Here is a 26,305-nt window from a genome sequence, read left to right on the forward strand (position 1 = left end):
GAGCCGGTCTCCGTCGGACAGACTCGCAGGGATCACGGCGGGCCGGTCCGAGGAGAGACACGATTGCGGGTGCTTCTGGTAGAAGACGACCTGCGCGTGGCGTCGGCCCTCTCCGCCGCACTGCGCCGCCGGGGATACGAGGTCGTCCAGGCCATGACGGCGGCGGAGGCGGTCCAGGCGGGTCCGGTCGACCTCGTCCTGCTCGACCTCACCCTGCCCGACCGCGACGGCATCGAGGTGTGCCGGCGGCTGCGCCAGCACGACGAGGGAGTGGCCATCATCGCGGTCACCGCCCGCGCCGAGGAACGCGACCGGGTGGCCGGGCTACGCGCCGGCGCCGACGACTACGTGGTGAAGCCGTACTCGATGGTGGAGTTGCAGGCCCGCATCGAGGCGGTGATGCGCCGGGCGGCGCGCACCCCCCGGCCGACGAACGCCCTGCAGGTCGGCAGCCTGCGCATCGACGTCGACGCCCGGCGGGTCTGGGTGGCCGACCGGGAGGTCGGCCTGGCCCGCAAGGAGTTCGACCTGCTGCTGGCCCTGGCCCGGCAGGCCGGCACGGTGGTGCCCCGCGACCGGCTGCAACTGGACGTCTGGCAGACCACCTGGGCCACCAGTCACACCCTCGACGTCCACGTCGCCGCCCTGCGCGGCAAGCTCGACACCGTCGGTCTGGTGGAGACCGTGCGCGGGGTGGGCTACCGGTTACGCGCCGGCTGACGCCGCCGCCGCGCAAATCTCAGGGGATCCTCAAGAATCGCAGGCCAACGGCGTGGGCCGGGTCGGCGGGCGGTGTGCTGTCGGTACCCCAGCCACCCCTCCTGTTTGGAGTTCCATGAGATACAGACGGACCACGGCCGGTGTCTTCTCCGCGCTGCTCGCCGCCACCCTCGCGGCCACGGCGGTGCCCGCCCAGGCCCAGGGCGGCCCGGCGCTCGCCGCCTGGCAGCAGGCGGAGCCGAACCAGGTTCAGGGCCTCACGGTCGTGCAGGGCGACGGGTACGCGACGTTGTCCTGGACCGCGCTCGCCGGCGCCAGCGACTACCAGATCGAACGCACCCCGCTGGCCGCCGACGGCACCGCCGCCGGCCCGGCGGTGATCTCCGGCGTCTGGCGTCCGAACCGTCAGATCAACAACACCTCGCCGACCTTCGCCGACGCCGGTTTCGCCCCCGGCACCCGGTGGCAGTGGCGGGTGCGGGCCCGCGTCGGCACCGACCCGCAGCCGTACTCGGCCCCGGTGGCCGACACCACCCGCGCCCACTGGGGCGCACCGGACACCCCCGGCCAGAACCTGCGCACCCAGTGGGAGAACACCCTCGGCGCGCAGTACACCAGCGACGTCGACGAGTACGCCTACACCGCGGCGCTCGACGCGCTCAGCGACCGGGTCCGGGTCGTGGAGATCGGCCGCACCATCGGCAACCGGCCGATCAACATGTTCGTCATCGGCTACCCCACCCCGCCGGCCACCCCGGCGGCGGTGGCCGCGACGAACCCGCTGATGGTCAACTGCAACGTGCACGGCAACGAGCCCGGTGACCGCGAGGCCTGCCTGATCATGGCCCGGCAGCTCGCCTTCACCGACGACGCCGCCACCCTCGACCGGCTGTCCAAGACCACCATGCTGATCGTGCCCACCCTCAACGGCGACGGACGCGCGGCCAACAGCCGTGGCAACTCCACCGGTCAGGACCTGAACCGGGACTACTCGCTGATCCGCCAGCCGGAGACCCGGGCCTTCGTCGAGATGGTCCGCGACTACCGGCCGATCGCCGGCTACGACGGCCACGAGTACGGCAACTCCAACACCGGTGACCTGCCGATGCTGCCGCCACGCCACCAGAACGTGGCCAAGGGCATCTTCGACGAGTCGCAGCACATGATCGAGGGCCACATGTACACCGAGGGGGCCAAGGACGGCTGGTGGGCCTGCCCGTACGGCTGCACCGGGGCCAACGTGGGGCTGGGTGAGGAGACCATCCTGCGCAACACCCTGGGGCTGAAGAACGTGGTCAACTCGCTGCTGGAGCTGCGCAGCTCCGGTGGCCCGACCCGGCCCGACGAGGGCAACACGGCCAACAACCGCCGGCGCAAGACGTACTCGGCGCTCTGGACGTTCCACCAGTTCCTGACCTACCACAACGCCAACCTGACGAAGATCACCACGGCGCGGGCGGAGGCGATCACCTCCCAGGCCGCCAACGCCGGCCGGATCGTCTTCCGGGGCTCCCGCCCGATCGAGGCCTACCCGGCCCCGCACCCGGGTGAGAACCCGCCGCCGCTGGACGCCCCCACCCCGGAGCGGATCCTCGAGCAGGCGCCCTGCGCGTACCGGTTGACCGAGGAGCAGTACCTCGGGGCGCGTACCGACGGGCCGGAGGGCGGTCGTACCACCGTGGCGCAGCGGCTCGCCGCGCACGGCTGGCAGGTCGTCAAGGTCGGCGACGAGTACCTGGTGCCGCTGACCCAGCCGGAGCGGGGACTGGTGCCGCTGCTGCTCGACGGGCAGGCCGTCGAGGGCCTGGTCGCCGGGGAGCGGGTCAACCCGAACCTGACCGGCACCCGCAACGGCCCGCTGACGGTCACCGGCGTGACCTGCGTCGACGGCGCCGCCCTGCGGGGCCCCGTCCGGGTCCAGCCGGGTGCGGTCCTGATCGTCACCGGCACCTCGATCAACGGTCCGGTCGACGCCACCGGCGCCGCCGGGGTCTTCCTGACCGGCAGCACCGTCAACGGCCCGGTCCGGGTCGTCGGCACCCGGGGCCCGGTCTCCGTGGTCGGCACCCGGGTCAGCGGCCCGGTCGACGTGGTCAACAACGCCGGCAGCGCGCCGCTGCTGGCCGGCAACACCGTCAACGGCCCGCTGAGCTGCACCGGCAACGCCGTACCGCCGGTCAACCTGGAGGTCGCCAACGCGGTGTCGGGTCCGAAGTCCGCGCAGTGCTCGCGCCTGTGAGCCACTGACCCCGATCCGCCGTACCGGCAGGTCGGCCCCGCGCCGGCCTGCCGGTACCCCCTCGTGAGTGGAGAAGACCGTGTCCGACACCGTAACCGCGCGGCTACGGCCGACGTCGCCACTGGGGTGGCCCGCGACCGGGTCCGGGATCGTCCGCCGGCGGCGGGTGCTGACCGGGGCGACGCTGGCCATGCTGATCGCCCTCACCGGGTGTACCGGCTCGACCGGGCCGGAGCCGGCCCAAGGCCCGGCGCAGACCGTCCCCGTCGCGGTCGCCGGTCCGCTCTGCGACGCGCTGCCTTCGGGCACCGAACCGGGCAACCCGAACTCGCTGGCGGGACAGACCCCCGACCAGGCGCTCACCTGGATCCCGGTGCTCACCACCTTCGAGGCGGCGGTGCGGGCCACCGGGCTGGCCGCCGAGTTGGCACCCGCCGGAGGCGTGACCATCCTCGCCCCGACCGACGACGCCTTCCGCGCCAAGTTCTCCACCGACAACGTGGACGAGTTGCTGCTCAAGAAGACCGACACGCTTCGCGACCTGCTGCGGGAGCACGTGGTCACCGGCGCGCACTCGGCGGCCGAACTGGCCACCGCCGGCACCGTGACCACCCTGACCGGCAGCACCCTCACGGTCACCGCCGCCGGGGCCGGGGCCCGGGTGGCCGACCGGGCGGAGACGGTCTGCGCCGACTACCGGGCCGCCGGGGCCCGCATCCACGTCGTCGACGCGGTGCTGGGTAACCTGCCGGACACCGCCCACGAGGAGGAACACCACCACTGAGGTCCGGCCCGTCGACAGCGTACGGCCGCCGCCCCGCGCTCCGGGACGGCGGCCGTACGGCCCAGCGGTGGCCGGGTGGTCAGCGCTGCGTGGCGGGTACGTAGTCCCGCTCGGGGGCGCCGGTGTAGAGCTGACGCGGACGGCCGATCTTGGTCTCCGGGTCACCGAGCATCTCGCGGTACTGTGCGATCCAGCCGGGCAGCCGGCCCAGGGCGAACAGCACGGTGAACATCTTCGTCGGGAAGCCCATCGCCTTGTAGATCAGACCGGTGTAGAAGTCCACGTTCGGGTAGAGCCGGCGGGACACGAAGAAGTCGTCGGCGAGCGCGATCTCCTCCAGCTGCATCGCGATGTCCAGCAGCGGGTCCGGCTTGTTCATCCGGCCGAGCACGTCCTGGGCGGCCTTCTTGACGATGGCGGCCCGCGGGTCGTAGTTCTTGTAGACCCGGTGGCCGAAGCCCATCAGCTTGACGCCCTCCTCCTTGTCCTTGACCTTGCGGACGAAGGACTGGACGTCGCCGCCGGAGGCCTGGATCTTCTCCAGCATCTCCAGCACGGCCTGGTTCGCCCCGCCGTGCAACGGCCCGAACAGCGCGTTCACCCCGGCCGAGACCGAGGCGAACAGGTTGGCGTTGCTGGAGCCGACCAGCCGCACGGTCGACGTGGAGCAGTTCTGCTCGTGGTCGGCGTGCAGGATGAACAGCATGTCCAGCACCTTGGCCATCACCGGGTCGACCTCGAAGGGCTCCGCCGGCACGCCGAAGGTCATCCGCAGGAAGTTCTCCACGTAGCCCAGGGAGTTCTCCGGGTACAGCAGCGGCTGCCCGATCGACTTCTTGTAGGCGTACGAGGCGATCGTCGGGACCTTGGCCATCAGCCGGACCGTGGACATCTCCACGTGCTCGGCGTCGAACGGGTCCAGGCTGTCCTGGTAGAAGGTGGAGATCGCGCTGACCGCCGAGGAGAGCACGGCCATCGGGTGCGCGTCGCGGGGGAAGCCGTCGAAGAAGCGACGCATCTCCTCGTGCAGCAGCGAGTGCCGCTGGATGCGCTGGCTGAACTCGGCGAGCTGCGTCTCGCTGGGCAGCTCGCCGTAGATGAGCAGGTACGAGACCTCCAGGAAGGAGGACTTCTCGGCCAGTTGGTCGATCGGGTAACCCCGGTACCGCAGGATGCCCGCGTCACCGTCGATGTAGGTGATCGCGGAGGAGCAGGATGCGGTGTTGACGAAACCGGGGTCGTAGGTGACCAGACCGGTTTCCTTCAGCAGCTTGCTCACCCCGACACCCGGGGGGCCCTCGACCGCGCTCTGCACCGGCATCGACAGCTGCCCACCGGGGTGATCGAGCTTGACTTCCGTCATGTGGTTCCTCGCTTCGCCGGCAGATCTACGTTGAATTGCCTTCGCTTTTACCGTAAACGCGGTGGTGGAGATACCGCTCGGCGTGGATTGCGGGTGAGGTATGCGTCACCCGATTCCCGACCGGTAGGATCGGGAAACCTGTGCCCGCCGGAGCTGGGCGGACGCGAAAGCCCTCGGGTACCCGGTCTGCGGCCGGAAAACCTCCGGCGCCGCGCACGGCGGCCCCGGGGGCGGGCGGTACGAGTCGGTGAGCGGCCCGGGGGGCCGGACGGTCAGCCGGTGGGCGGGCCCGCCGGACGGTCAGCCGATGGGCCGCTCAGGACAGGGCGAGACGGCGCAGCGCGCCGTCCGCGGCCACCCGGTAGATGTCCAGCCGGTTGGCACCGGGCCGGAAGAACCGGTCGTCGGTGACGAAGGCGGCGAACCGGCGTCCCCGCAGGTCCGGCGGCACGACCGGGACGACCGCGCCGATCCGGCCGTTGACGGCCACCGCGAGCAGGGTGCCGTCCGGCACCGAGGCGGGCACGGTCCCGGTGACCAGGGCCGGCAACGCGCCGGTGTCCGGGTCTACCGCGTCGAAGGCGGCCAACCGGTCCACCCGGGCGGTGCCCTCGGTCGGCCGGTCGCCGACGGTGGTACCGGTCGGCCGGTCGCCGACGGTGGTACCGGTCGGCCGGTCGCCGACGGTGGTGCCGACCAGCGGATGGACGGCCGGCTCGGGTGGCGGTTTCGGCACGCCGCCGGGGATGGTCACCGGCTGGGCGGGGCGGTCGTAGAAGCTCTTCTCGGCCTGCGCGCGGGGCTCCTGCCGGGCGGAGCGGCCGTCGACCTGCCAGGGGATCCGGATCCGGACCTCGTCGGCGATGGTCGGCAACAGGTCCACGTGCTGCCAGTTGCGGTCGTCGACCCGACCGGCCCGCTGGCCGGGTTCCTTGACGAACAGCGGCACCCCGGCGACCTGCCCCGGCTCGGCCTCGATCGCGCCCATCCCCCGGCCCTGCGCCCCGGCGGTGAAACTCACCCCGTGGTCGGCGGTGACCACCAGCAGGGCCTGGTCGTAGAGTCCCCGCTCACGCAGGGTACGCAGCGTCTCGCCGATCAGCCGGTCGGTGTAGCCGAGCTGGGCCAGGTGCCGTCGCCGGGCCAGGTCCACCCAGCCCGTGCCGTCGTTGGGCAGGTCCTCGGGTGCCTCGTAGCGGGCGCCCGACGGCAGGTACACCCACGGCGAGTGCGGCATCAGCAGGTGCAGGAAGTGCAGGGTTGGCCGGTCGGTGGGGCGCAGACCGGCCAGGAAGTCGGTGAACCGGGCCGGCTGGCTGTCGTTGAGCTTGTCCCAGCGGAACCGGGGGTCCGCCGGCACCGCCTCGGCCGCGTCCAGGTCGACCGCGGCCCGGGTCGGCTCCCGGTACGAGTCCTCCGGGTCGACCCGGCTCTCCACCGGGGAGGCGATCCGGCCGAGCAGCCCGACGCTCTCCCGGACCAGCACCCCGAGCCCCTGCTCCGGACGGACCGGCTGCTCACACCGGCTGGGCGGGCAGAGCCGGGTGATGCTCTCCTGGGCGCGGATGTCGTAGAAGTCGCCGAGGGCGGTGAAGAGGTTGTCCGGGTACTGCGAGTAGTGCGGCGCGACCGGCTCGGCCGGGTACCGCCCGGTGAGCATCGCCGGCAGCGCGTACGGCGTCCAGCCGCTGACCCCGCTGGCCGCGCGGTACCAGGTCGAGCCCTGGGCCAGCTCGGCGAAGTGCGGATACCGGGCGGCGTCGATCCGCCCGTCCGGGCCGAGCAGCGACACCAGCGGGAACTCGTCCAGGATCAGCAGCACCACCGGTGGCCGGGGTCCGGTGCCGTGACCCACCCCGGCCGCCCCGCCGGGGCCGCGCGGCAGCAGCACCGCCGAGGTGGGCGAGACGAGCGCGAAGAGCGTGACGAAGACCAGCGGCCCGACCGCGGCCACCCGCAGCACCCGACCCGGTGCGGCGAAGCGGCGGTGGACGTACCCGCAAAGGATGCCCACGCCGACCGCGGCGGCCAGCAGCGGTACGCCCCGCAGCCCGGTGAGGTGCCGGCCGACCTGGACGGCCAGCGCGGCCACCAGCAGGGCGACCAGCAGGGTGTGCACCGCCGCGCGGACCCGCCGGCCGGCCAGCCGGCTCACCCCGCCCAGCACTGCCACCGCGACGGTCGGCAGCAGGGCGATCAGGGCCACCAGGGCCGCCACGTCGGCGGCGGTGGCCCCGTGGAAGAGGAAGAAGTCCGGGCTACGCCCCAGCACGTCCAGCAGCGGCTGGGTGACCACCAGCCCGACCAGGGCCACCACCTCCAGCAGGCGACGCAGCTCGGCCCGCCACCGGGCCGGTGCGGGCGCCGACGCGGGTGCGTCGACCGCTGACGGCTCAGCCGCGACGACCGGCTCAGCCACCCACGGCCACCTGGTACAGGGTCCGGGTGCCCGAGGGCAGGTCGAGCTGCCGTTCGAGGCGGAAACGGCTGGTCAGCAGCGCCTCGAAGGTTTCCCGTCGGTAGTCGGGGAAGAGCCCGTCGGGTTTGTTGGCCAGCAACCGACGGGCCATCGGGTCACCGGGGTGGACGAACTCCACCACCAGCCGACCACCCGGGGCGCAACAGTCGGCGAGCCAGTCGAGCACCGCCGGCAGCGGGACGTTGCGCCCGAGCGCCAGGTGGTGCACCACGGCCAGGGCGAGCACGACGTCCGCGGCGGCCCGCGCGGCGAAGCCGGCCCGTTCCACGCCCCGCCAGCCGCCGCCGGGCGAGGGGTCGGCCAGGTCCATCACCAGCGGCAGGATCCGCCGCTCGTCGTCGGCGCGCAGCGCCCGGTAGAGGGTGTCGACGACCTCGGGGTCCTGCTCGACGGCGACCACGTAGTCGGCGTGCCGGGCGGCGACCCGGGCGTACCGGCCGTCGTTGGCGCCCAGGTCGAGCACCAGCCGGGGCCGGCCGGCGGCGGTCAGCGCCGTCTCGACGAAGCGTTCCTTGCCGGCCCGGTCGGCGTCGGTGTAGCCGCAGGTGCGCTGGTAGTGCGCCCAGTGGCTGGCCGTCGGCGGGCGGTCGAGCCGGCGGACCAGTCGCTGCAGGCCGCGCACGGTGGCCAGCGCCAGGTCCCGGGAGTAGCCGGCGGCGCGCAGCTGGGCCCGGACGTCGCTGGTGCTCGACGCGGCGTTGCGGGCCTGCATCGCGCCGTGCAGGTGCACGTGGGTCGGCACGCCCGGCAGCAGCCGACGGGTGCCGGTGAACAGCCGACGCATCTGCTCCGGCTCGACGCCGTCGACCTGGGCGCGCAGCAGGGGCCGGAAGTCCCACCCGAGGTGGGCGGTGAGCAGCAGCGGGTAGAGCAGGGTCTGGCAGAACTGCCGGTACCCGGCCCAGGGCTCACCGTCGCGGACCGGCTCGAAGGAGCCGACGTCGATGAAGACCGGCCCGGCCCCCTGGAACTGGAGGTTGTAGGCCGAGCCGTCCTTGGTGGTGAAACCCGCCGGCAGCGCGCGTAGCAGGATCTCCAGGTGCAGCAGCGCGGCGTCGCGCAGCATGGCCGACGACCACTCGTACGGGTGGGAGACGAACGGGATGCGCTCGTGCCGCAGCACCGCCGCCCACCGGTGGCCGTCCGGCACCCGGGTCGGGTCGACGGCCTCGGTGCCGCAGACCTTGCCCTCGGCCAGCAGGGTCGGGAAGAAGTCGGTGGCGGCCAGCGCGTGCCAGTGCCGCGCCGACTGGGCGTCCAGCCCACGCAGCACCTGAGCGCCGGCGTGGAAGACCTGGTTGCCGGGGTCACGGAAGGACGCGGGCTCTATGCGGGCCAGGGGTTCGGAGATCGCCATCGGCGGTGCCGCCCGGCTCAGTTCTGGTCGGTGCGCTGCCGGCGGAACCGGGCGACCAGTCGTCGCCAGTAGAGCTTGGTCGCCACCGCCACACCGGCGGCCCCACCAACCACCGCCTGCACGATCAGGCTGCCGGAACCCGCATCCAGGTAGGCCAGGTCGATCACCGGCCGCTCCCTTCCCTCGCCGTTGCGTCGCGCCGACGCCCGCCACTCCACCAACGTGAGCAGATTTTCCGTTTTGGTGAAGGTCATGTCTCTTTGACACCGTACGCGAAGGTTCGGCCGCCGGGGGCGACACCGCTGACCTGACCCCGGTCCGTTTCGTTCAAGACCACCGGCGACCCGGGCACCTAGCCTCGAAGCCATGACGCCTCGACTCGACCTGGTCGGCACGGTGGCCACCGACATGGCCCGCACTCTGGACTTCTACCGGCGCCTCGGCCTGGACATCCCGGCCGGCGCGGAGACCGAACCGCACGTGGAGGTCACCCTGGCCAACGGCCTGCGACTGGCCTGGGACACGCCGGAGGTAATCCGGTCGTTCGATCCCGACTGGGCCCCGGGCGGCGGGGCCAGCCTGGCCTTCCGCTGCGACAGCCCGGCCGAGGTGGACCGGTGGTACGCCGAGCTGACCGCCGCCGGCTACGACGGGCACCTGCCGCCCTGGGACGCCCACTGGGGCCAGCGCTACGCCGTCCTGCGCGACCCCACCGGCACCCCGGTCGACCTCTTCGCTGCCCTGCCCACCCCCTGACCTCCACCCGACTCTGGGGAGATCTGTGGTCGCCAGGACGACAACAGATCTCCCCACACCGCGCTGTCAGGGGTTGAGCAGGGCCTGGGGTGGCAGGCCGGCAAGGTCGCGCACGTCCCGGGTCAGTTGGGCCTGGTCGGCGTACCCGCTGCGGGCCGCCACCTCGGCCAACGGGGTGCCGCACCGGGCCAGGGCCAGGGCCCGGCGCATCCGCAGGATCCGGGCGAGGGTCTTCGGGCCGTACCCGAACCACGCCTGACACCGGCGGCGCAGGAGTCGCGGACCGAGCCCCACCTCGGCGGCGGTCGCGGTCACGCTGGCACCCCTGGCCAGCCGGGCGGACCCCGCTGAGCCACGGACCACCCTCGGCACACGCGCTGCCGGTCCGGCCGCACCGCCGCTACGCGGTGGCGGTGGGCTCGGGCAGACGTACCCGGAACTCGGTGTGACCCGGCCGGCTGGTCACCTCGACCGTGCCGTGGTGGGCCTCCACCACCGCGGCTACGATGGCCAGGCCGAGGCCGGTGCTGCCGTGGGCCCGGGAGCGGGAGCTGTCGCCCCGGGCGAACCGCTCGAAGACCTCGGGCTGCAGCTCCGGCGGGACACCCGGCCCGTCGTCGGTGACGCTGAGCCACACCGCACCGGGCGCCGGGTGGAGCCGGGTGACGACCGTGGTGCCGGGCGGGGTGTGCACCCGGGCGTTGGCGAGCAGGTTCGCCACCACCTGGTGCAGCCGGGCGGCGTCGCCGCGCACCGTCACCGCCTCGTCGGGCAGGTCGAGCTGCCAGCGGTGCCCGCCGCCGGCGACGTGCGCGTCGCTGACCGCGTCGACGACCAGGGCGCTCAGGTCGACCGGCTCGGTCGCCAGCGGGCGGCCGGAGTCGAGCCGGGCCAGCAGCAGCAGGTCGTCGACGAGACGGGTCATCCGGGTGCTTTCCGACTCGACCCGGCGCAGCGCGTGCGCCACGTCGGGCGGCACCTGGTCCCGGCCCCGTCGGGCCAGTTCCGCGTACCCGCGGATCGCCGCGAGGGGGGTACGCAGCTCGTGGCTGGCGTCGGCGACGAACTGGCGTACCCGGGTCTCGCTGGCCTGCCGGGCGGCGAGCGCGGCGGCGACGTGTCCGAGCATCCGGTTGAGCGCGGCACCGACCTGGCCGACCTCGGTGCGCGCATCGGTGTCGGCCGCCGGTACCCGCACCGACAGCGCCACCTCCCCCCGGTCCAACGGCAGCTCGGTGACGCGGCTCGCGGTGGCCGCCACCCGGCGCAGCGGCCGCAGGGTGGCCCGCACGATCAACGCCCCGACGCTGCCGGCGATCAACAGCCCCAGGCAGACCAGCCCGACCTGGGCGACCACGATCGACCTGACGGTCTCCTGCATCCCGGCCAGGGGCACCCCGAAGGCGCGTACGTCGCCGTCGGGCAGCGGGCGGGCGACCACCCGGTAGTCACCCAGCTCGCCCAGGTGCCGGCTGCGGGGGCGCCCGTCGGTCGGCAGGTCGACCAGGGCGGACAGCTCGGCGACCGGCACCGCCTGCTCGGTACGGTCCCGGTCGAGCGTGGCCGCCCCCACCACCCGGTCGGCCGAGACGTGGACCACCACGGTGCCGGGCGGGAATCCGGGCGGGATCCGCAGCTGGTCCCACCGCCAGCCGGGCGGCTGGGGTTCCCGCCCGGCCGGCCACCGCCCTTCCGGCGCCAGTTGTTCGTCGATCTGAGCAATCAGCACCTGCCGCAGCGCCACCGTGGTGATCGCCCCGATACCGACGCTCACCAGCGCCAGCAGCATCACCACGGTGGCCACCAACCGAGCCCGCAACGACACCGTGGAAAGGAAGGGCCCCCTGTTAACGCCTTTGGTAGAGAGGGGTACCCCGCTCACCGGCGGATCCGCTGGGGGCCCCACCGAGGGCTCGGTGGGGGGCCCAGCCGAGGGCTCGGTGGGGGGCCCAGCCGGCGGATCGGTGGGGGGCTCAGTCGGCGGGCTTGAGGACATACCCGGCGCCGCGCAACGTGTGGATCATCGGTTTGCGGCCCGCGTCGATCTTCTTGCGCAGGTACGAGATGTAGAGCTCGACCACGTTGGCCTGGCCGCCGAAGTCGTAGTTCCACACCCGGTCGAGGATCTGCGCCTTGCTCAGCACCCGGCGCGGGTTGCGCATCAGGTAGCGCAGCAGCTCGAACTCGGTGGCGGTGAGGGTGACCAACTGGCCGCTGCGGCGTACCTCGTGGCTGTCCTCGTCCAGGCTGAGGTCGCCGACGGTCAGCACCGCGTCGGGCCGGGCGGCGACGGCGAGGCCGGAGCGGCGCAGCAACGCCCGGAGCCGGGCGATCACCTCCTCCAGACTGAACGGCTTGGTGACGTAGTCGTCGCCTCCGACGGTCAGCCCGGCGATGCGTTCCTCCACCGCGTCGCGGGCGGTCAGGAAGAGCACCGGCACCGTCGGGGTCTGTGCCCGCAGCCGGCGCAGCACCTGGAAGCCGTCCAGGTCGGGCAGCATCACGTCGAGCACCACCACGTCGGGCTGGAACTGGCGGGCGGCGCTCAACGCCGTCGTGCCGTCACCCGCGCTGCGCACCTGCCAGCCCTCGTAGCGCAACGCCATCGACAGCAGGTCGGTCAGGGTCGACTCGTCGTCGACCACCAACACCCGCACCGGCGTACCGTCCGGGCGGCTCAACTCGATCCGGCCCTGCTCGACCTGCCAGTTCATGACCATGTGCCTCATCGTGGGCGAAGTGACTGTGTCGGACCTCTGCTCTTCCTGTGTACCAGCTGTGCGGTACCGGCTGGGGGCGGTTTGCCCTGCTGGCGGCCCGGGTACCGCGTCCGGTGGTACCGGGTCGCCCCTCGACGCGGTAACGGGACGAGGAGGAACGTCGATGAGGACGCTGGACGGGCGGTACCGCCTCGATCAGCGCATCGGCATCGGTGGCATGTCGGAGGTGTGGCAGGCCCACGACACCGTGCTGGACCGACCGGTCGCGGTGAAGCTGATGTCGCCGGCCAGGGCCGACGACGGCCGGCAGGTGGAGCAGATCCGCACCGAGGCGCGCTCGGCGGCCCGGTTGGTCCACCCCAACGTGGCCAGCGTGCACGACTTCGGGATGTCCTCGACGCTGGGCGGGCGCACCGTGCCGTACATCGTCATGGAACTGGCCGAGGGTGAGACGCTCGCCGCGCACCTGCGTGCCGGGCCGCTGGACTGGCGGATCGCGGTACGGGTCTGCGCCGAGGTGTGCGCGGCGCTGGCCGCCGCGCACGCGCACGGCATCGTGCACCGCGACGTCAAGCCGGCCAACGTGATGCTCACCCCGGCCGGGGTGAAGGTGCTCGACTTCGGCATCGCCACCGCCGTCGGCAAACCCGACGCCAGCCCGGAGGGGATGGTCGTGGGCACTCCGGCCTACCTCGCCCCGGAGCAGTTCGACAGGTGCCCGGTCACCCCGGCCGCCGACATGTACGGCGTGGGGGTGCTGCTCTACTACAGCCTCACCGGACGGCTGCCGTACGCTGCCGCCACCGCCACCCAGTTGATCGGCGAGCGCCGCCGGCACCCACCGGAGCCGCTGCCGGAGATCGCCGGGCTGCCGCCGGAGGTGGCCGCGCTGTGCCAGGACTGCCTGGCCGACGATCCGGCCACCCGACCGACCAGCCTGATGGCCGCGTTGCTGCTGGCCGAGGCGGTCGACGCCCGGGTGTACGTGCCGATGCTGCAGCTGACACCACCGGCGCCGCGGATGTCGCCGTGGACCGAACGGGCCGCCACCGAGGCCACCCAGGCGGCCGTGCTCACCGACCCGACGCACCAGCACTGACCAGCCCCTCCTGCGGAGTTTCAGCAGGTGGGGGGCGGGTAGCCGGCGCGGGAGGGACGGGAGGAGCGCGATGCCGGAGCCGAGTTCCTGGTTGCACACCGCCACCGCCACCGCCGAGGGCGGGCACGTACGCACCGACGACGGCGAACTGTCGACCGCGCTGGCGTCCCCGTTGGCGCCGCACTGCACCGGGCTGACCCCGGAGCAACTACTGGCCGCCGCCTTCGCCTCCTGCCTGCACCACGCGGCGGTGGAGGCGGCCGGCGGGATCACCGACGAGGCCCACACCGTCCAGGTACGGGCCGAGGCGCGGCTCGGCCGCGACGACGACGGCCGGTACCGGGCCGACGTGCACGCCACCATCGCCTCGACCGGGTTGAGCCCGCAGCAGCTGGCCGAATTGGTGGAACACGCCGACCGGCTCTGGCCGTTCTCCAGTGCCGACGGCAGCCGGCACCGGCTCAGGGTTTCCCGGGCCGAGAACGGACGCCGCTGAGCCGCTCCCGACCGACGGGCTCCTGGGGGCCCGTCCGGACCGGTCGTCCTCCTCCGAACGGTGGAGTCCGCCGGACACCCGTGGAGCCGCCACCCCATACCGGCCTTTCGCGGCGTTGATCCCTGCAATTCGGGTTTATCCGACATAGGTGACATCGGATTGAGATCCGTTTTGCGGCCATCTGCCGGCAATCGAGCACGAGATCCGGCCAAATTGTGGCGCATGCCACCAACCTGGCCGATGGCAATCGGTGCCAGGCTTTCTAGCCTCGGCGGGTGCACCCCATTGATCCCTTCGAGCAGAACCAGGCCGGGTCGCGGTCCACTGACCATTCGACCGAAAGCTTATCCACCGAAAGGACGATCGGCCGGCATCGTACGCCGGCACGCCGCTGGCGCGGTGCCGCGCTGGTCACCTCGGCCCCGTTCCGGGTCGCCCTCGCCACCGGTGTGTGCTGCTGCCTCGGCGTCACCGCCTTCGCGGTCAGCCGGCCCGACGCCGAGGGCACCGACCGGGCGGTCCGCGAGGCGCTCGTCGACCGGGCCGCCGAGGCCGACCGACGCGCCTCGCGGGACCTGGAACGCAGCGCCCTGCCCGACCCGCTCTCACCCAGCCCGCCCCTCTCCCCCAGCCCGACCGTCTCCACGGTGCCGAGCCCGACGAAACCGGCCGCGAAGCCGAAGCCCAAGGCGACCCCGAAGCCGAAGCCGACCACGCCGCCGCGTCCCCGCCCGGTCGCCGGACTGTCCCAGCGGCAGATGGACAACGCCAAGGTGATCGTCGACGTCGGCGCCGACCTGAAGATGCCGCGCCGGGCGATGGTCGTGGCGGTGGCCACCGCCATGCAGGAGAGCAATCTGCACAACCTGGCCAGCGACGTACTCCCCGAGTCACACAGCTACACCAACCAGGGCAGCGGCTCGGACCACGACTCGGTGGGCCTCTTCCAGCAGCGGCCCAGCAGCGGCTGGGGCACCGTCCGCGAGCTGATGCAGCCGGCGCACGCCGCCCGGCTGTTCTACGAGGCGCTGCGCGAGGTTCCCGGCTGGGAGAACCTGAGCATCACCGGGGCGGCCCAGGCCGTCCAGATCTCGGCCTACCCGGACGCCTACGCCCAGCACGAGCAGCGGGCCACCACGGTGGTCAGCGCGCTTACCTGACCCGGCCGGCCGGTCACCGCACCCGGGCGTCCTGTGGTCCGGGCGGCGGTTCCACCGCGCCTGCGGCGGCCCGGGTGGCCGGCACGCCACCGGCCGCAGCGGTGGGCTGGTCGACCGGCACCGCCTCCACCGTCACGTCGCTGAGGAGTTCGTCCACCTGGTCGGCACGTCGACGCCGGGCCTGTAGGGCCGCCTCGAACTCGCGGCGGGCCCGTACCGCCTCGGCGTACGCCCGTTCCCGTAGCTGGCGGGCCTCCTCGCGGGCCGCGTCCAGCTCGATGCGGGCCTGGGCGAAGACCTCGGCGGCCCGGCGCTCCAGGTCCGCCGGCTCCCGACCGGGCCGGCCGGCCGCCGCCACCCGCCGATCCACCAGGGTACGGAGCCGGACCGCCTCCTGTCGGATCTGGTCGGCGTCCCGGCCGGGTACGACGCCCTCGGCCCGCGCCGCCAGCCGGGTCAACCCCACGCTCAGCTCGGTCAGACAGGAATCCACCTGACCCTGGTCGTAGCCGTTCGCAACGACGGAGAACCTCATTCTGTCGCCCCCCAGGCAGCTGGTGTCTCTTCCCCCACCTGCCGATCCTCGACGCACCGCCGCCGGAGCCGGGGGCGTTCGGGAAAAATGCTCAGCATTCGAGCGGGGGCCGGGGACGAACCGGCACGAACCCCGGATCAGACGCGCTTGGGCAGCACCACGACCCGGCCGAAGAACTCGTCGATACGCCGCACCACGTCGTTGAAGTCGTCAAGGTCGATCGGCTTGGTGACGTACGCGTTGGCCTGCAGGGTGTAACTGCCGACGATGTCGGTGTCGGCGTTGGAGGTGGTGAGCACGACGATCGGAATGGTCCGCAGGTCCTCGTCCTGCTTCACCTCGCCGAGCACCTGCCGCCCGTCCATCCGGGGCATGTTGAGGTCGAGCAGGATGACGTCCGGCCGGGCGGCACCGCTGTGCCGGCCCTCGCGACGCAGGAACTCCATCGCCTCCTGCCCGTCGCTGACCACGTCGATGACCTTGTCGACGTCGGAGTCGGCGAGGGCCTCCTCGATCATCAGAACGTCGCCGGGGTCGTCGTCCACCACCAGGATGCGAACCGGGCTCGGGGTACCTACGCCCATGACTACCTGCCTCATCTCGGCGGAAACGGGGACCGGACGGTCACCACGCTGGCGGGGAAATGTAGCCCATCAGGAAGCGGCCTGTGACATCGGGTCGACCCGCTCCGGGTCGTACCGCAGGACCTCCCACAGGCCGGTCACCCGCAGGACCCGTTCCACCCGGCCGGAGGCACCGGTCAGCCGCAACCAGCCCCCGTCGCGCTCCGCCCGGTTGTCCCCCCGGACGAAGGCCGCCATCCCGGTGGAGTCACAGAAGACCAGGTCGGTGAGGTCCACGAGGAAGTGACGCGCCCCGTCGTCGAGCAGCCGGTCAAGTACGGTGTGGAGTTGGCCGACCGTGCTCAGGTCAAGTTCGCCGCCCAGGCGCAGCCGCATCGCGCCGGGCGCCCAGGGCGCGTACGTGACGGTGAACGTCAACGTGGTCCCCTTCACTCCACCACAGGCTGATGCTTGCAGTGGAGCAAGTATAAGCAGGCCGCCGCGCCAACCCGACCGGCCGGGCGTCAGCGACGCCGCGCGTCGAGCCCGCCGGGCACCCGCGCCGCCGCGGCACCGAGATAACCCGCGGCCCGCGGGAAGTCCCGCAACTGTTGTCCATAATGATCCACGGTGAGCCCCAGCGCCGCGGGTGGCACGCCCCGGCTGGTCAGGATCACCAGCAGCCAGTCGATGAAATCGGTGAACAGCGACCCGTCGTCCACATAGACCGCCGCGGCCAGGAAGTCCACGATGTAACCGAGGTCGCTGACGGTGGAGTCGAGCTGGGTGGGGCTGTAGTCCCGGGTCCGCGGCGCCCGCTCGTACAGGTCGGCCAACCCGCTGTCGATCAACTCACCCCGGCGTCTGACCAGGCTGGCGTACTCGTCGTCGGCAAGGTGGGGCAGCTCGGCGGTGAGCATCCGACGTAACGCCCGCTCGTCGGCCACCAGTTCGGCGGCGGCAGGGGCGTCCGGGGCCCAGTTCACCCCGAGCCGGCCGGCCCAGCGGCCGTCCACGCCGAACCCCCGACCGCCGACCACCACCGGCACGTCCGAGCGGCGGCACGCCTCGATCATGCGGTGGGCGTACGGCAGCCGCATCGGCAACGCGCAGGCCAGCGCGACCGCGTGTGCGTCGTGGCGGTGCAGGTACGACACCAGGTGCGCGGCCGGGACGCTGGCACCCAGGAAGGTGACCTGCCACCCCCGCAGCCGCAGCACCTCGGCGACCAGCCGGGGCGGCAGCGCGTGCCACTCCCCGTCCATGCACGCCACCACGATCCGTTCCCGGGTCGGCCGGGGATCGGCGTACGCCACCACGGCGGCGACCACCCGCTCGCTGATGTGGGTGGCGGCGTGCTCCTCGGCGACGCTCCACTGGTTGCGGGCCCACCGCTCGCCCACCTCGACCTGTGCCGGTGCCACCAGGTCAAGCAACACCCGCTCGGCGGGCACCCCGGACTCCAGCAGGGCCAGCGCCACGTCGGTCGCGGCGTACTCGTCGGCCTCGGCGAGACAGTCCAGGTATTCCGGGTAGGCCGCGGCCGGGCCGGCGTGGGTCACGGGGGCGACCATGCTCAGCGCCCCCTCGCCTCGGGGTGGGGCCCGGCGGTGGGCACGGCGTGCAGATGACGGGCCGGTCGGGAGGTCGGCCCGACCGCGCGCAGGGCAAGCACCGCGATGTCGTCGTGGTCGCCCTGGGCGAGCCAGTCGCAGGTCACCTGCTCGAGCCGCTCAGCCAGTGCCGGCGCCGGCATCCGTTGACACCCCAGGAGCGCGTTGAGCAGCCGGTCGGTGCCGAACTGCTCGTCGCCACGGCGACCGCCCCGCGCCTCGGTCACCCCGTCGCTGTAGAGCAGGCAGGTCTCGCCGGGGGCCAGCCGGACCGTCACCTCGCCGAGGCGGGGATCGGGCACCACACCGATCAGCATCCCGCTGAGCTTCACGACCTCGACGGCGCCCGCGTTGCGCAGCACCAGGGGCGGCAGATGGCCTCCACCGGCCATGGTCAGGATCAGGCTGCCGTCGCGCTGCGGCCGGGCCACCCCGAGGATCATGGTGGCGAACCGGCCCTGACCGTGCGCCTGGGTGGTCTCCAGCAACGCGTCGTTGAGCAGACCCAGCAGCCGCGCCGGCTGGGACTCGACCCGGTGCAGGGCCTGGAGGCACTGCCGCAGCTGACCGGTGAAGACCGCCGCCTCCACCCCCTTGCCGGAGACGTCACCGAGGAAGAACACCGAACCGCCGTCGGCCAGCCGGTGCGAGCCGTAGAAGTCGCCGCCGATCCGCAGGCCCGCCTGGGCCGGTCGGTAGGCCGTTCCCCACTGCACGCCGCTTGTCTCCGCCGGCTCCACCGGCACCAGGCTGGCCTGCAGGGTGTCGGCCACCTCGGCCTGCTCGCGGTAGAGCACCGCGGTGGTCAGGGTCGCGCCGGCGCGGGCGGCGAAGGCCCGCACCAACTCCAGGTCGGCGTCGTCGTACCACCGGCTCGCGCGTCGGGCCACCAGCAGCACTCCCGCCGGGGCCTCCCGGCCGGGCAGCGACACCACCCGGGCGCTGGTCTGCGCCGCGCTCAGGCCCGGCAGCCAACCCGCCTCCACGGCCTGCTCGACGAGCCAGTCCACCGAGTGCGGCTCGGTGCCGGCGAGGCCGGCCGCGATCGCCGGCGGCAGGTCGACGACGGTCAGTACCCCGGTGTCGACCGCCGGCGCCTCGTCGTCGACCCGCGAGGCCCGCCACCAACGGCTCCGGCCGGAACGTGGGGCGAGCACCAACACGGCGACCTCGGCCAGGGTGGGCACGGCGAGGCGGACCACCGCCGCCGCCGCCCGGTCCGGATGCAACGGGTTGCCGAGCTTCTCCCCCACCACCGCCAGGAAGGCCGACCGGGCCCGCTCGGCCAGCAACGCGTCGGCCCGGCTGACGCTCTCGGTCACGTCCTCGACGTACCAGCAGCAGCGGGCGGCGGACAGCGCGACCCGGCGGACCCGCAGCCGACGACCGTGGTGGGTGACGTCGCCGGTGGTCGAGTCCGGGGCCAGCCCGTCCAGGCCCGCCGCGGTGAGCGGCGCACCGACGACGACCTCGGGAAGCAGTCGCTCGGCTACCGGGCTGAGGTGACGCACCACACCCTCGGCGTCGCAGACGATCAGGCCCTCGCGGAAGTGCTCGACGACCTCGGACCAGTCGGGCGCGGCGTGACTGCGGTCGGGTGCCAGGGGGGCCAACGCAGAGCGGATCCCGGCGTCGACGGGCCTCGCCGAGGCCCGTGCGGCGCTCGGCGGGGTACTCCGTCCGTCGCCGGGAACTCCACCCCGAACGTCGGCGCCAGCCACCAGCTTGAGCCTCACTCCTTGTCGACACCCCGCACCCCGCCGGCGGCGGGTGTGATCCAGTCCTTCCTCGTCACCCTACGCCGGTCTGCCGACACCGCCACCCGGGTACGCCGTCCCGGTCATAATCTGCGGATCCACCGCGTGATTGTTACGATTCCGGCAGCCACCCCCGCGGAAAGGCGTGATCTTGGTACTCCCTGGGCGGAAGCCGGAGGCGACACCCCTGGGTCTCGTTGTCGACCGGACGGATCCGAACGCACCCCTGATCCGGGTCAGCGGCGACCTCGCGTTCGCCACGGCCGGGCCGCTGCGGGTCGAGATCGACCGGATGCTCGTCGACCACCCACCCGCCATCGTGCTGGACTTCGGCGAGCTGCTCTTCATCGACAGCACCGGCCTGTCGGTGATCGTGCACGCCTGGCGGGAGGGCCAGCAGGGTGGCACCGCCATCCAGCTGCGTTCCACGCCCCGGTTCCTGACCACGATCCTGGACATGACCGGCGTCACCGGCCTACTCGCCCGCCCCCTGGCCGCCTCCGGCGGGTACCGGTCGCCGACGGCCGGCCGGGCACCGTCACCACCGGCTGCCTCCGCGTAGGCACCCCCTCGGGGTGCCCCCGTCGCGAACGGCTGCCAGACTGGGGGCATGCCGCCGCAACTGCTGTCCATCGAGGTGACCCGGCTGGACGCCGGGCGCGCCCGGCTGCGGCTGGCCGGAGAGCTGGATTTCGACACCGCGCCGGAGCTCATCGCCGTCGGTGCCGAGCTGCGCCGGGAGGGTCACCAGGAGCTGCTGGTCGACCTGACCGGGGTCACTCTCTGCGATTCCTCCGGGTTGAGTGCCTTCCTGGTGATGCACCGTGGCGGCTCCGGCGCGATCCGGCTGACCGGGATGAGCCCGCAGCTCCAGCAACTGCTGGACCGCACCGGTCTGGCCGAGCTGCTGGCCGTGCAGCACAGCGACGTGACACACCACGGCATCACCGACGGGGACCGCGCGGTCGGCTGAGCGCCCCGGCCCGATCCGGGTTTCCGGTCGGCCCGCCCGGGTAGCCGCGCGGGATGAGCGAGACCGACGGTCGACGCACCGCCCACCGGGCGATGATCGTCATCGGGCTGGTGCTGGCCACCCTGCTCAGCCTGGCGCTGCTCTGGATCACCCGACGGGTGCTGGGCTGGCTGGTGCTCGCCGCGTTCTTCGCGACCGCCCTCAAACCGCTGGTCGACCGCCTGGAGCGCCGACTCGTCCGACGCCGCGCGCTGGCGACGCTGCTGGTCTTCGTGGCCACCTTCACCGTGTTCACCGCGCTGGCAGCGGTGATCGTCGTGCCGCTGTTGGACGAGATCACCCATGCCGTCGACCGGGCCCCGACGCTGCTCGCCCAGGCTCGCGAGGGGCAGGGCCCGGTCGGGGCGGTGCTGGACCGGCTGAATCTGAGCCGGTACGTGGCCACCCACTCCGGCCAGATCGACCAGTACGCCGACCAACTGCGCCGACCCGCCCTGGACCTGCTGCGCGGCGCGGCGGAGACGGTGATCGCCATGATCAGCGTGACGGTGCTGGCGTACCTGATGGTGTTGGAGGCGCCGCGGCTGATCCGCTGCACCCTCGACCTGGTCGGCCCCGGCCCGGGTGAGCGGCTACGACGGGTCGGGCGAGCGGTCTCGCGTACCGTGACCGGCTACCTCACCGGCAACCTGCTGATCAGCGTGATCTGCGGCGGGCTGACCTTTGTCGTCCTGGTCCTGATGGGGGTGCCGTTCGCCGCGGTGATCGCGCTGCTGGTGGCGATCGCCGACCTCATCCCGCTGGTCGGGGCGACCCTCGGCGCCCTGATCGCGGCGGGCGCCGGGTTCGTCCACTCGCCCACCGCCGGCATCGTGGTGCTGGTCTTCTTCGTGGTCTACCAACAGGTGGAGAACCACCTGCTGCAACCGGTGATCATGTCCCGGGCGGTCCGGCTGAACCCGCTGACCGTGCTGGTGAGCGTCTTCCTGGCCGCCGATCTGGCCGGGGTACTCGGCGCGCTGCTGGCCATCCCGGCCGCCGGGATCGTCCAGATCCTGCTCCGCGAGTTCGCCCCGGCCCGGCCCTGGCTGCGGTCCGGCCGCACCGGGAAGCCCGTTGGCAGGTCCGGGCGCACCGGGAAGCCCGCGTCCGGGCCGGTCGGCGACGACTCAGCGGCGACGGGCGGGCACCTCGGGTGAGGAACTCTCCAGCGGTACGGCGTTGGCCGGCACCAGACCGAGTTGCACCGCCGGCCGGGGCAGGGCCGCGTCGAGCACCCAGTCGGCGCCGATCCGGGCCCGGTTGCCGGGCATCGCCAGCAGGTGGTAGCCCCGGGTGACGGCCTTGGCGGGCAGCCCGGACAGGGAGATCTTCAACGGGTTCGCCGCCGCGTCCCGGCCACCCAGATCGACCACCCAGCCCAGGTCGTGGTGCTTGTACGGCCGACGTCGCCCCTGCCCGTAGGAGGCGGCGATGTTGTGCGCCACGAGCTTGCCCTGCCGCTGGGCGTGCTGGGCGGTCATCGTGCAGATCTCGCCGGGGCGGGTCAGGTCGGGCACCGCGGCGGCGTCCCCGCAGGCGTAGACCTCCGGGAACCCGGGGACGTTGAGGTACTCGTCGACGACGAGCCGGCCCCGCTCGGTACGCAGTCCCAGGTCGGCGACGAACGGATCGGGGCGTACCCCGACGCACCAGACCAGCGAGCAGGTCGAGACGTACCCGCCGTCGGTCAGCCGCACGCCGTCGGCGGTGGCCTCGGCGACCGAGGTGCCCATCCGCACGTCGACGCCCCGACGCCGCAGCACCCGGTCGGCGGTGTCCGACATCCGCCGGTCCAGCTCCGGCAGGACCCGGGGGGCCACATCCAGCAGCATCCACCGGGGGCGGATCGACAGCCGGGGTCGTTGGGCGGCCAACTGGTCGGTGAACAACTGACCGTGGGCGGCCACCTCGGTACCGGTGTAACCCGCGCCGACCACCACGAACGTCGCCCGGGCCTGCTGCTCGGCCGGATCCTGCGCCTGCTCGGCCAGCTCGATCTGCCGGACCACGTGGTCGTGCAGGTACAGCGCCTCGGGCAGGCCCCGGAAGCCGTGGGCGTACTCGGTGACCCCCGGGATGGGCAGCAGCTTGTTCACGCTGCCGATGGCGAGCACCAACCGGTCGTACGCCAGCCGGCCCCGGTCGCCCTCGGGCTGGGTGAACCCGACCCAGCGGTTCTGCAGGTCGACCCGGTCGGCCTCACCGACGACCACGCGCACCCCGTCGAGGGTCCCGCTCAACGGCACCGAGACCCGACTCGGTTCCACCACCCCGGCGGCCACCTCGGGCAGCAACGGCAGGTAGAGGAAGTAGTCGGTCGAGTTCAGCAGCACGATCTCGGCCCGGTCGCGGGCCAGCCGGCTGAGGGTCTTCGCCGCGTGGTATCCGGCGAAACCGGCCCCCACGATCACCACACGAGGTTTCGTCATACCTGGTGCCGTTCCCGCCGACCCGCCGGACAAACCTCACCCGACGGACCGACCGGCGACCGACCGGGCCCGCTCCGGACGTGGCGAGGCCCCCGGCGCGGAGTCGATCCGCGCGCGGGGGCCTGGTCGTCGCGGCCGGCTCAGAGCCGCTCCTTGATGACCTCCGTCGGGCCGGGCTCGGCGTTGCGGGTGGCCCGCAGGCTGGTGATGGTGACGATGGTCAGCACCCCGACGATGACCCCGAGCGAGACCAGGGTGGGGATCTCCGGCAGCCCGGGCCAGATCCCGTGCGCCCAGTGCAGGCCCAGCTTGATGCCGATGAACGCCAGGATGACCGCCAGGCCGTAGCTGAGGTGCACCAACCGGCTCAGCGCGGCGTGCAGGACGAAGTAGAGCGCCCGCAGTCCGAGCAGCGCGAAGGCGTTGGTCGCGAAGACCAGGTACGGATCCTCGGTGATGCCGTAGACGGCGGGCACCGAGTCGACGGCGAAGACGATGTCGGTGGCGAAGACCGCGACCACGACCAGCGCCAGGGGGGTCAGCGTCCGCCGGCCGCCGAGCTTCACGATCATCCGGGTGCCGTGGTACTCGTTGGTGACCGGCATGATCCGGCGCAGCAACCGGACCGAGCGCATCTTCGAGATGTCGACTTCCTGCTCGTGCCCGGAGAGGGCGTCGCGCAGCAGCTTGACCGCGGTGAGGATCAGGATGATCGAGAAGAGCAGGAAGGCGAAGTCGAGCGTCTGCAGGGCGGCGGCGCCGAGGGCGATGAAGATCGCGCGCAGCACCAGCGCCCCGGTGATGCCGAAGAGCAGCACCCGCTGGGCGAGCGCGGCCGGCACCGCGAAGGCGGCCAGCAGCAGCATGAAGACGAAAAGGTTGTCGACGGAGAGTGACTTCTCCACCAGGTAGCCGGTGAGATACTCCACACCCTGCTGCGAGCCGAACTCGTACCAGACCCAGGCGCCGAAGGCCAACGGCAGCGCGATGTAGAACGTCGACCAGCCGAGGGCCTCCCGCATCGACACCTCGTGCGGGCGCCGGGTGACCAGGAAGTCCAGGCACAGCAGGGCGATCACGCCGGCGATGGTGACGGCCCACAGGGTGGGGGTACCGACCGACGTCAGCTCACCGGCGGACAGATAAGAGATTTCGGGCATGAGGTCTCCTCGAACACCATTCCATGTTCGAGGTCTCCTTCACCCAGCATTCGCTGGGCAACCACCCGAGGTGCACGCCAGTGCACCGTACTGACCGGTATGGTTCGTGGGAAGTACTCCCCTCGTGCGACAAAGATTAGGCCAGCCGGGCCGGCTTACCAAGTCCAACGGCCCAACCCGCCCGCGCGCGCCGCCGGCGAAGCCTGTCGTCCCCAATTTCGTCACGCTGGGTGATCTCCCCGGTCGACACCACTCGCCTGCGGGCCTGCCGGTCGGCCGCGCCGGTCAGGCCCGGCGCAGGGCGGTACCGGGGGCCAACGCCGGCTCGACGATTTCCCGGTAGTCGCGCGGCAGCTGGGTCACCACGTCGTCGAACTCACCGCCGGAGATCGCCTCCCGCAGGGTGGTGAAGACGGCCTGGACGGCGTACCGGGCGGCGGACTCGTCGAGCCCGGCCCGCAGGCTCACCCGGGCCACGAACTCGGCCGCACCGAACCTGTCGGCGGCCTCGGTGCCCGGGCTCGGCCTGAGGACCAACCGCAGTGGCTTGGGCAACTGCGCGGCCAGGTCCAGCACCTCGCCGCCGGTGAGCCGCTCGGCGAGGGTCTCCAGGGTTGCCCGGGTCAACTCGACCGCCCGCTCGCCGGACGTGCGGGCACGCCGGGCCACCTGGTCGATGAAGGTGTCGTAGTCCATGCCCGTACTCCCTCGGCTCGTCGGGGCGGCACGGGTACCCGCGGCTGCGGCGGGGAAACGGGGCGCGGCGCCCGGGCCTCGACCGGGCCGAAAGCCCACCGGGCCGGAACAGAGCGGGCCGAAAGCCCACCGGGCCGAAACAGGCGGTGCCCCGGACCGCGAACCGCGACCGGGGCACCACAGAACCTGACTCCGCCAGCCGGACCCGAACCGGGTCACGGCCGCGAGGCGGATGTACGCCCGAACCGGGCGGGCATCACTGCCGCCGTAAGCATACGTGCGCCATCGTCCTAACGGATGATTTTCAGCAGAACTGTGGCCCATCGCACGTTCTTGATCACCTTGGCGGGTACGTGCGGAGCGGGCCGACGCCGGCTCAACCGCGGGTGCCGCCGTGCCGGTCCCGCACCTTCAGCCGGGTGGTGGGCAGTGCCGGGGCGGGCAGGGGCGGCGCCGGATCGTCGGCCACGGCACCGAACCGGTCGCTGCCGGCCGCCCAGTCCTGCCGGGCGGCGGCGACCTCCTCGTGGGAGCGGCCGACGAAGTTCCACCACATCACCAACGGCTCCTCGAACGGGACGCCGCCCAGCAGCAGCAACCGGCTGCCGGGCTCGGCCCGCAGGGTCAACTCCGTCCGACCGGCCCCCAGGTAGAGCAGCACGCCGACCTCCAGCGTCATCCCGTCGACCTCGGCGGAGCCGGACATGGCAAGCAGTCCGTACTCGAAGTCGTGGCGCAGCGGCACGGTGGCCGGTCGGGGGCCGCCGACAGCGAGGTCCACCCCGACCAGCGGCGTGTGCACCACGGCCGGGGACCGGGCGTCGCCCAACTCGCCGACCAGGACCGTACCGACCAGGTCACCGCCCTGCCAGGTCGGCAGGTCGGCGTGGTGGGCGAAGTCGGCCGCGCCGGCCCGCGCCGGGTCGGGTAGGGCCACCCAGAGCTGCACGCCATGCATGACCGGTGGGCGCGTCGCGGGCGAGCGTTCGGAGTGGGCGATGCCGTACCCGGAGGTCATCACGTTGAGCTGGCCGGGCCGGATGGGCTGGACGTTGCCGAGGCTGTCCCGGTGGATGATCTCCCCGTCCAGCAGCCAGGTGACGGTCTGCAGCCCGGTGTGCGGGTGCGGCGGTACGGTCATCCCCGGCCGTTCGGCGACGTCGTCCGGGCCGAAGTGGTCCACGAAGCACCACGCGCCGACCATCCGGCGCTGCCGCTGCGGTAGCAGCCGGCGCACCGTGGTCCAACGCCCCAGCGGCACGTCGTGGCCGGGCAACAGGACGCTGCCCGGATCGGTCGCGGCCGTGCCGGCTGGCCGGGTCAGCGCCGGCATCGTTTCGGTACGCTCCACCGAGCTGACTCTA

At 72.7% G+C, this 26,305-nt stretch carries 25 protein-coding genes and 1 pseudogene; 10 read left to right on the plus strand and 16 right to left on the minus strand.

The genetic code is table 11. The features are described 5' to 3' along the window. Positions 1-63: 63 nt before the first annotated feature. From ACN28G_RS12575 to ACN28G_RS12585, 3 genes are all read left to right on the plus strand, one after another. Positions 64-720 carry a response regulator transcription factor gene (locus ACN28G_RS12575; RefSeq protein ID WP_091438995.1) on the plus strand — a complete coding sequence of 219 codons (657 nt, stop codon included), beginning with the start codon at positions 64-66 and terminating at the stop codon, positions 718-720. 115 nt (positions 721-835) lie between these two features. Next, positions 836-2,959 carry a M14 family zinc carboxypeptidase gene (locus tag ACN28G_RS12580; RefSeq protein ID WP_421479174.1) on the plus strand — a complete coding sequence of 708 codons (2,124 nt, stop codon included), beginning with the start codon at positions 836-838 and terminating at the stop codon, positions 2,957-2,959. 79 nt (positions 2,960-3,038) lie between these two features. Then, on the plus strand, positions 3,039-3,743 hold the full coding sequence (locus ACN28G_RS12585) for a fasciclin domain-containing protein (protein ID WP_139135687.1): 705 nt from the start codon (positions 3,039-3,041) through the stop codon (positions 3,741-3,743). Positions 3,744-3,822: 79 nt separating this feature from the next. On the opposite strand, the gene ACN28G_RS12590 is transcribed toward ACN28G_RS12585, so the two are convergent. From ACN28G_RS12590 to ACN28G_RS12605, 4 genes are all read right to left on the minus strand, one after another. Beyond that, positions 3,823-5,106, minus strand: a complete 1,284-nt coding sequence (locus ACN28G_RS12590) for a citrate synthase (protein WP_091439006.1) — start codon at positions 5,104-5,106, stop codon at positions 3,823-3,825. Between the two features lie 316 nt (positions 5,107-5,422). Next, entirely contained in the window at positions 5,423-7,525 is a 2,103-nt protein-coding gene (locus ACN28G_RS12595; protein WP_421479175.1) for a sulfatase-like hydrolase/transferase, read from the minus strand. Next, entirely contained in the window at positions 7,518-8,942 is a 1,425-nt protein-coding gene (locus tag ACN28G_RS12600; RefSeq protein WP_421479176.1) for a methyltransferase domain-containing protein, read from the minus strand. Before ACN28G_RS12600 ends, ACN28G_RS12595 begins: the two co-directional genes overlap by 8 nt. Before the next feature lie 17 nt (positions 8,943-8,959). Next, complete coding sequence (locus ACN28G_RS12605) at positions 8,960-9,196, minus strand: hypothetical protein (protein WP_139135688.1); 237 nt, start codon at positions 9,194-9,196, stop codon at positions 8,960-8,962. 112 nt (positions 9,197-9,308) lie between these two features. Between ACN28G_RS12605 and ACN28G_RS12610 the strand changes: the two genes are divergently transcribed. Beyond that, complete coding sequence (locus tag ACN28G_RS12610) at positions 9,309-9,698, plus strand: VOC family protein (RefSeq protein WP_421479177.1); 390 nt, start codon at positions 9,309-9,311, stop codon at positions 9,696-9,698. Between the two features lie 66 nt (positions 9,699-9,764). Here ACN28G_RS12610 and ACN28G_RS12615 read toward each other — a convergent pair. From ACN28G_RS12615 to ACN28G_RS12625, 3 genes and pseudogenes are all read right to left on the minus strand, one after another. Next, a pseudogene (locus ACN28G_RS12615) lies at positions 9,765-10,046 on the minus strand (helix-turn-helix domain-containing protein); the annotation flags it as partial. Positions 10,047-10,098: 52 nt separating this feature from the next. Next, complete coding sequence (locus ACN28G_RS12620; RefSeq protein WP_091446560.1) at positions 10,099-11,487, minus strand: sensor histidine kinase; 1,389 nt, start codon at positions 11,485-11,487, stop codon at positions 10,099-10,101. Between the two features lie 184 nt (positions 11,488-11,671). Further along, the gene (locus ACN28G_RS12625) at positions 11,672-12,418 is read right to left on the minus strand and encodes a response regulator transcription factor (protein WP_091439021.1); all 747 of its coding nucleotides are present in this window, start codon (positions 12,416-12,418) and stop codon (positions 11,672-11,674) included. Positions 12,419-12,581: 163 nt separating this feature from the next. On the opposite strand from ACN28G_RS12625, the gene ACN28G_RS12630 reads away from it, so the two are divergent. From ACN28G_RS12630 to ACN28G_RS12640, 3 genes are all read left to right on the plus strand, one after another. After that, entirely contained in the window at positions 12,582-13,517 is a 936-nt protein-coding gene (locus ACN28G_RS12630; protein WP_091439024.1) for a serine/threonine-protein kinase, read from the plus strand. A 70-nt stretch (positions 13,518-13,587) separates the two neighbouring features. Continuing rightward, positions 13,588-14,013 carry an OsmC family protein gene (locus tag ACN28G_RS12635; RefSeq protein WP_091439027.1) on the plus strand — a complete coding sequence of 142 codons (426 nt, stop codon included), beginning with the start codon at positions 13,588-13,590 and terminating at the stop codon, positions 14,011-14,013. Positions 14,014-14,288: 275 nt separating this feature from the next. Beyond that, positions 14,289-15,173 (plus strand): hypothetical protein, encoded by an 885-nt coding sequence (locus ACN28G_RS12640; RefSeq protein WP_421479178.1) that lies wholly within the window; start codon positions 14,289-14,291, stop codon positions 15,171-15,173. A gap of 13 nt (positions 15,174-15,186) precedes the next feature. On the opposite strand, the gene ACN28G_RS12645 is transcribed toward ACN28G_RS12640, so the two are convergent. From ACN28G_RS12645 to ACN28G_RS12665, 5 genes are all read right to left on the minus strand, one after another. Continuing rightward, positions 15,187-15,708: an ATPase gene (locus ACN28G_RS12645; RefSeq protein ID WP_421479179.1), complete on the minus strand. Its 522-nt coding sequence runs from the start codon at positions 15,706-15,708 to the stop codon at positions 15,187-15,189. 137 nt (positions 15,709-15,845) lie between these two features. After that, the gene (locus ACN28G_RS12650) at positions 15,846-16,292 is read right to left on the minus strand and encodes a response regulator (RefSeq protein ID WP_091439033.1); all 447 of its coding nucleotides are present in this window, start codon (positions 16,290-16,292) and stop codon (positions 15,846-15,848) included. 69 nt (positions 16,293-16,361) lie between these two features. After that, positions 16,362-16,709: an STAS domain-containing protein gene (locus ACN28G_RS12655; protein WP_091446564.1), complete on the minus strand. Its 348-nt coding sequence runs from the start codon at positions 16,707-16,709 to the stop codon at positions 16,362-16,364. Between the two features lie 86 nt (positions 16,710-16,795). Continuing rightward, positions 16,796-17,845, minus strand: coding sequence for a cobalamin B12-binding domain-containing protein (locus tag ACN28G_RS12660; protein WP_091439036.1), 1,050 nt, complete (start codon positions 17,843-17,845; stop codon positions 16,796-16,798). Positions 17,846-17,847: 2 nt separating this feature from the next. Continuing rightward, positions 17,848-19,605, minus strand: a complete 1,758-nt coding sequence (locus tag ACN28G_RS12665) for a PP2C family protein-serine/threonine phosphatase (RefSeq protein ID WP_091446566.1) — start codon at positions 19,603-19,605, stop codon at positions 17,848-17,850. 181 nt (positions 19,606-19,786) lie between these two features. Between ACN28G_RS12665 and ACN28G_RS12670 the strand changes: the two genes are divergently transcribed. Genes ACN28G_RS12670 through ACN28G_RS12680 form a run of 3 tightly spaced genes read left to right on the plus strand, consistent with a single transcriptional unit; the run spans position 19,787 to position 21,813 of the window. Further along, positions 19,787-20,203, plus strand: a complete 417-nt coding sequence (locus ACN28G_RS12670; RefSeq protein ID WP_091439039.1) for an STAS domain-containing protein — start codon at positions 19,787-19,789, stop codon at positions 20,201-20,203. A 48-nt stretch (positions 20,204-20,251) separates the two neighbouring features. Further along, positions 20,252-20,614 carry an STAS domain-containing protein gene (locus ACN28G_RS12675; protein ID WP_091439042.1) on the plus strand — a complete coding sequence of 121 codons (363 nt, stop codon included), beginning with the start codon at positions 20,252-20,254 and terminating at the stop codon, positions 20,612-20,614. 53 nt (positions 20,615-20,667) lie between these two features. After that, positions 20,668-21,813 carry an AI-2E family transporter gene (locus tag ACN28G_RS12680; protein ID WP_091439045.1) on the plus strand — a complete coding sequence of 382 codons (1,146 nt, stop codon included), beginning with the start codon at positions 20,668-20,670 and terminating at the stop codon, positions 21,811-21,813. On the opposite strand, the gene ACN28G_RS12685 is transcribed toward ACN28G_RS12680, so the two are convergent. The 4 genes from ACN28G_RS12685 to ACN28G_RS12700 all read right to left on the minus strand — a co-directional run bounded on the left by ACN28G_RS12685 (position 21,784) and on the right by ACN28G_RS12700 (position 26,292). Further along, positions 21,784-23,085 carry an NAD(P)/FAD-dependent oxidoreductase gene (locus ACN28G_RS12685; protein WP_421479180.1) on the minus strand — a complete coding sequence of 434 codons (1,302 nt, stop codon included), beginning with the start codon at positions 23,083-23,085 and terminating at the stop codon, positions 21,784-21,786. The two genes, ACN28G_RS12680 and ACN28G_RS12685, sit on opposite strands and share 30 nt — an antisense overlap. Before the next feature lie 140 nt (positions 23,086-23,225). Then, the gene (locus ACN28G_RS12690; RefSeq protein WP_091439051.1) at positions 23,226-24,245 is read right to left on the minus strand and encodes a TerC/Alx family metal homeostasis membrane protein; all 1,020 of its coding nucleotides are present in this window, start codon (positions 24,243-24,245) and stop codon (positions 23,226-23,228) included. Between the two features lie 285 nt (positions 24,246-24,530). Continuing rightward, positions 24,531-24,941 (minus strand): DUF2267 domain-containing protein, encoded by a 411-nt coding sequence (locus tag ACN28G_RS12695; RefSeq protein ID WP_091439053.1) that lies wholly within the window; start codon positions 24,939-24,941, stop codon positions 24,531-24,533. A gap of 376 nt (positions 24,942-25,317) precedes the next feature. Next, positions 25,318-26,292 (minus strand): pirin family protein, encoded by a 975-nt coding sequence (locus ACN28G_RS12700; RefSeq protein WP_091439056.1) that lies wholly within the window; start codon positions 26,290-26,292, stop codon positions 25,318-25,320. Between the last annotated feature and the right edge of the window lie 13 nt (positions 26,293-26,305).

Origin of the sequence: Micromonospora sp. WMMA1923 (genome assembly GCF_049179195.1) — a bacterium.
GTDB lineage: Bacteria > Actinomycetota > Actinomycetes > Mycobacteriales > Micromonosporaceae > Micromonospora > Micromonospora yangpuensis.

Coding starts and splice junctions, on each gene's coding strand:
- ACN28G_RS12675 (WP_091439042.1), top strand. CDS start 20,252: ATGCCGCCGCAACTGCTGTCCATCGAGGTGACCCGGCTGGACGCCGGG.
- ACN28G_RS12600 (WP_421479176.1), bottom strand. CDS start 8,942: ATGGCGATCTCCGAACCCCTGGCCCGCATAGAGCCCGCGTCCTTCCGT.
- ACN28G_RS12660 (WP_091439036.1), bottom strand. CDS start 17,845: ATGGTCGCCCCCGTGACCCACGCCGGCCCGGCCGCGGCCTACCCGGAA.
- ACN28G_RS12610 (WP_421479177.1), top strand. CDS start 9,309: ATGACGCCTCGACTCGACCTGGTCGGCACGGTGGCCACCGACATGGCC.
- ACN28G_RS12625 (WP_091439021.1), bottom strand. CDS start 12,418: ATGGTCATGAACTGGCAGGTCGAGCAGGGCCGGATCGAGTTGAGCCGC.
- ACN28G_RS12580 (WP_421479174.1), top strand. CDS start 836: ATGAGATACAGACGGACCACGGCCGGTGTCTTCTCCGCGCTGCTCGCC.
- ACN28G_RS12645 (WP_421479179.1), bottom strand. CDS start 15,708: ATGAGGTTCTCCGTCGTTGCGAACGGCTACGACCAGGGTCAGGTGGAT.
- ACN28G_RS12650 (WP_091439033.1), bottom strand. CDS start 16,292: ATGGGCGTAGGTACCCCGAGCCCGGTTCGCATCCTGGTGGTGGACGAC.
- ACN28G_RS12620 (WP_091446560.1), bottom strand. CDS start 11,487: ATGCTGCTGGCGCTGGTGAGCGTCGGTATCGGGGCGATCACCACGGTG.
- ACN28G_RS12605 (WP_139135688.1), bottom strand. CDS start 9,196: ATGACCTTCACCAAAACGGAAAATCTGCTCACGTTGGTGGAGTGGCGG.
- ACN28G_RS12685 (WP_421479180.1), bottom strand. CDS start 23,085: ATGACGAAACCTCGTGTGGTGATCGTGGGGGCCGGTTTCGCCGGATAC.
- ACN28G_RS12635 (WP_091439027.1), top strand. CDS start 13,588: ATGCCGGAGCCGAGTTCCTGGTTGCACACCGCCACCGCCACCGCCGAG.
- ACN28G_RS12695 (WP_091439053.1), bottom strand. CDS start 24,941: ATGGACTACGACACCTTCATCGACCAGGTGGCCCGGCGTGCCCGCACG.
- ACN28G_RS12630 (WP_091439024.1), top strand. CDS start 12,582: ATGAGGACGCTGGACGGGCGGTACCGCCTCGATCAGCGCATCGGCATC.
- ACN28G_RS12590 (WP_091439006.1), bottom strand. CDS start 5,106: ATGACGGAAGTCAAGCTCGATCACCCCGGTGGGCAGCTGTCGATGCCG.
- ACN28G_RS12690 (WP_091439051.1), bottom strand. CDS start 24,245: ATGCCCGAAATCTCTTATCTGTCCGCCGGTGAGCTGACGTCGGTCGGT.
- ACN28G_RS12680 (WP_091439045.1), top strand. CDS start 20,668: ATGAGCGAGACCGACGGTCGACGCACCGCCCACCGGGCGATGATCGTC.